This is a genomic window from Hymenobacter agri, assembly GCF_054778495.1.
Map to the genome: position 1 here is coordinate 1 of NZ_BAAGZM010000405.1, position 3,910 is coordinate 3,910.

Annotated in this window: 4 protein-coding genes; 1 reads left to right on the plus strand and 3 read right to left on the minus strand. The window is 61.8% G+C overall.

All coding sequences use genetic code 11. From position 1 onward, the window contains the following. The 3 genes from ACYVDE_RS16620 to ACYVDE_RS16630 all read right to left on the minus strand — a co-directional run. Positions 1 to 585 (minus strand): delta-60 repeat domain-containing protein (locus tag ACYVDE_RS16620; RefSeq protein WP_460502672.1); only part of this gene is annotated, 585 nt, incomplete at its 3' end. An 82-nt stretch (positions 586 to 667) separates the two neighbouring features. Next, on the minus strand, positions 668 to 2,212 hold the full coding sequence (locus ACYVDE_RS16625; protein ID WP_460502673.1) for a serine hydrolase: 1,545 nt from the start codon (positions 2,210 to 2,212) through the stop codon (positions 668 to 670). 389 nt (positions 2,213 to 2,601) lie between these two features. Continuing rightward, a complete protein-coding gene (locus tag ACYVDE_RS16630; protein ID WP_460502674.1) occupies positions 2,602 to 3,399 on the minus strand; it encodes a 3'-5' exonuclease in 798 nt (265 codons plus the stop codon). A gap of 263 nt (positions 3,400 to 3,662) precedes the next feature. On the opposite strand from ACYVDE_RS16630, the gene ACYVDE_RS16635 reads away from it, so the two are divergent. Then, a partial coding sequence (locus ACYVDE_RS16635) for a hypothetical protein (protein ID WP_460502675.1) occupies positions 3,663 to 3,910 on the plus strand: 248 nt, incomplete at its 3' end.

The following is a 3,910-nucleotide window of genomic DNA, read 5'->3' on the forward strand; positions in this document are numbered from 1 at the left end:
GCTGAATAGCACGCCGCTCGAACCCACCGGGGCGAAAGCCGGGTCGAGGGTGCCGTCGGGCAGCAGGCGCGTCAGCACGTCGCCGCGGTTGGTGACGGTGGTGCCGCCCACCAGAATTTTGCCGTCGGCCTGCCGCACCATGTCGAATACAAACGCGCTGCTGGTCAGGGGCGAAGTGAAGGTGGCATCACGGGCACCGGTGGGCAGTAGGCGCACAATGGCGTTACTGGCCTGCCCATTTACGCGGTCGAACTGCCCGGCTACCAGAATGTTGCCATCGGGCTGCAGGGCCAGGGCGGTTACGGTTGCATTGGGGCCGCTGCCGGCCTGTGCCCGAAACGCGAGGTCGGTGCTGCCGTCGGCGTTGAGCCGCGACACCATGGGCGCCGGTTGCCCATTCATCAATTGAAAGAAGCCGGCCATGAGCACTTTCCCGTCCGGCTGCTTGAGGCTGGTGAACACGCCTCCGCCCGACGAGGTGAGCCGGCTGGGCGCAAAACTGGGGTCGAGCTGCTGGGCGACGGCCGGCAGCACGGGCGCGCTGGCCAATCCCAGCAATAACCCAAACGTGTAGAGAAAACGCATAAACTGAAAAGGATAGTGAAAGGAAAACGGACGCAATTCCTGACAAAGCTACCCCTAAAACAGCCTACGGCTGCCCGCCAGTCTACTGCTTCGTGAACACGTATGGGTCCTGCTCCAACCCGTCGTTTACCCGGATTTCCAGCGTCTTCACCTGCCGGTTCTCCACGGCGAAGGGCGCGGCAAAAATGCCGTAAGCCGCGTTGGAGAACGTGCTGCGGAAAGTATCGCCGTCCATGTAATCGAGGGTGATGGTGAGGGTGGGGTGGTGCGAGAAGCGTACGAGCAGCTGCTTGCCTTTGGGCTCGACGGTGATGGTGCCGTACACCGGATTGGTGTAGGTGCCGGCGTAGTCCTTCAGGCTGCGGGCGGGCTTGTTTTTCTTGCCCACGCGGGCGGCCAGCTCGGCCACGCTCTTGGCGGTTTCGGCATTGCCGTTCTTAGCGAAGTTGTAGAGCTGGCGGCTGCGGTCCACGTAGGGCACGCCCAGGTAGGCATCGAGCAGCTGGTAGCGCAGGGCCTCGAAGAAGCTCTGGTTGTCCTGGTTGGTGAGCACGGCCAGGCCCAGGTTTTCTTCGGGCACGAAGCACACGTTGGTTACGAAGCCGTTGGCCCCTCCCGTGTGCCAGTAAATCTGGCGGGCGTTGTAGTCGGCTGAGAATACGCCCAGGCCGTAAGTGCGGAAGTGGCTGGGATAGATGGGCGACTTGCTGGCGCTCACCAGCGTGTTGCCTTCGCGGGTGCGGCGCAGCGTGGCCCAGGGCATGATGCGCTGGCCGTTGTACTTGCCGCTGTCGAGCTGGAAGCGCAGCCAGTGGCCCAGGTCGTTCACGTTGGAAACCAGGCTGGCGGCCGGCCCGAAATTATCGACCTCATCGAACGGCACCCGCGTGAGCGGGCCGAATGCCGTGGTGTAGGGCAGTGCGATGTTGGCCCGCTGCGCGGCGCCGGCCGTGCTGGGGTAGGTGTTGCGCATATCCAGAGGCGTAAGGATGCGCTGCTGCACAAAGTCCTGCCAGGTGGTGCCGCCCGTAGCGGCGGGGATGACTTCGCCCGCCGCCAGGAAGCCGTAGTTGCTGTAGCCGTACTGCTGCCGGAACAGGCCTGTAGGCTTCAGGTAGCGCACTTTTTGCAGAATCTCGGCCCGGCTCAGGTTGGAGTCCCAGAATGTGAAATCGCCCTGAAACGTCTTGGTGCCCATGCGGTGCCCCAGCACGTCGCGAATGGTGACGAGGCGCGTGGTGGTCGAGTCGTAGAGGCGGAAGTCGGGCAGATACTGGCGCACCGGGTCGTCGAGCTTCAGCTTTTTCTCCTCCACCAATTGCGAAATGGCCGTGCCGGTGAATAGCTTGGAATTGGAGGCAATGAGGAACAGCGTGTTGCCGTCCACGGGCTCGGTCTTGCCAGCGGCTTTGGTGCCGAAGCCCTGCGACACGACCACCTGCCCGTCCTTCACCACCGTCACGGCCAGGCCAGGAATATTCCAGAGCTTGAGGCCGCGCTGCACGTAGCTGGCCAGGCTGTCGCGCACGAAGGCATTGCCGGCCACCGCCGAGGGCGTTTGGGCGTGGGCGGGAACAGAAAAAGCAGCGGCCGTAGCCAGCGCAGCCATCGAAAACAAACGACGCATCGGGAATGGATAAGAGCCAAAAAAGAGCCGGTTGCAGTGCCACGAGGCACCACAACCGGCTCAAAGCTAAGCAGGCGCCCGGGCACGGTGTGCGCCGTCGCGTTGCTGGCCGTTCACGGTGGCCTCGCGCCGGGTGGTGCGAATGCTGCAGTTGGCATCGCCGGATTGTTGCTTCAGCACAATGCTGCTGATATCGTAGCGGCGGCTGGTCGCGGGTATTGTCGGGCGAAAGCTGCCGGCCTTTTACATCCTAATAACGGGTTCATAGGAAAATATTTGAGATAAATATCAGCTATGGTAATAGATGGAAAATGCGGCCTTGCCCGATTAAGCGTGACAGCCGAAAGCCGGTTGCCGTGGGGCAAGGATGGAATGAAACACGATGCTGCTCACACAACCCGCCGCATGGGGGCCGGGGTTGCATCGGCGTACACGATGTGCTCGTCGCGCACGGGTTCCTCGCCCCGAAACTTCTGCAGGATGCGGGCCGTGGTGATGATGTCCTTCTGGCAATAGTGCGCAATACGCGGCAGGTCGTGGTCATTCCAATACACCCGCGCTACGTCGGCCCCGTTCATATCGGCTTTAGGCGTGGGAATGCCAAACAGGGCCGCCAATAGGTTAAGGGAAGTATACGACTTGCGGTCGCCGAACTTCCACAGCTCCATGGTGTCGTGGTGAGGTACTTCCCAAGGCTTTTTGCCGGCCAAGTCGAGCTGTGGCGGCAAGGGCAGGCCGTGCACGAGCAGGCGCCGGCCCAGATAGGGGAAGTCGAATTCCTTACCATTGTGGGCGCAGAGCAGGAATTTGGGCTTATTGGCCAGCAGGCCGGCAAAATCGCGCAGCAGAGTTTTCTCGTCGTGGTCGGCAAAGCTTTTCACCCGGAAGCGCACGGTTTCCTCTTCCTTATCGAACACGAAGCAGCCCACCGATACGCACACCACCTTGCCAAACTCGGCGTAAATGCCGGCCTGCTCAAACAGGCTGGCGGCCGACAGCTGGTCGGGCAAGGGCTCGGCGGGATGGGCGCGGCCGGTGTAGCCGTGCTGGCGGCGCAGGCTCTCGCTCTTGTGCTCCCACAACAGCCGCAGTGTTTCATCGAGGCTGTCGTGGCAATCCACGCAGGGCACGGTTTCGATGTCGATAACGAAAAGCTGGTCGAGCGGGGTGCGGTGCAGATGCTGCATGGTAGCGCGAGAGAAGCGGTTGGAACCGCCGAATATACAGCGTGGCCGCGCCCCAATAAAAGCGAATTGCCGCCGGGCAAATACCGAATAGCCCGCTGCCATCGCGCCAGTTACCGCCAGTTGCTGGCAAATAGAATAGCCGCTTGGCGAGGCAGCGTGGGCTAAATCATAAGTTGGGACGGGTCAAATAATAGCTTGGAGCGCCGGCCTTAGGGCTGGGCAGGACCTTTGACGCAGTCTTCTCACCCCACCCTGCCCCGGCCATGACGCTGCTGCTCACTCCAAAAAATAATAATGGCCCATGTAACGTTTGTTGCCTGGCGCTGATAACCGGAGCACAAATAGAAAATTATTGCTGGCCAGTCAGGCAACCTCGCTGCCGGGTCGGCATCTGTTGTCCGGCTCCTCCTTCCTTTTTCCTGCTGATGAACACGATTACCCTTCGCCCCCTGTGGGGTGCCCTGCTGGCCGCGGCCCTGCTGCTGGCCCGCCCCGCCGCCGCCCAAACGCC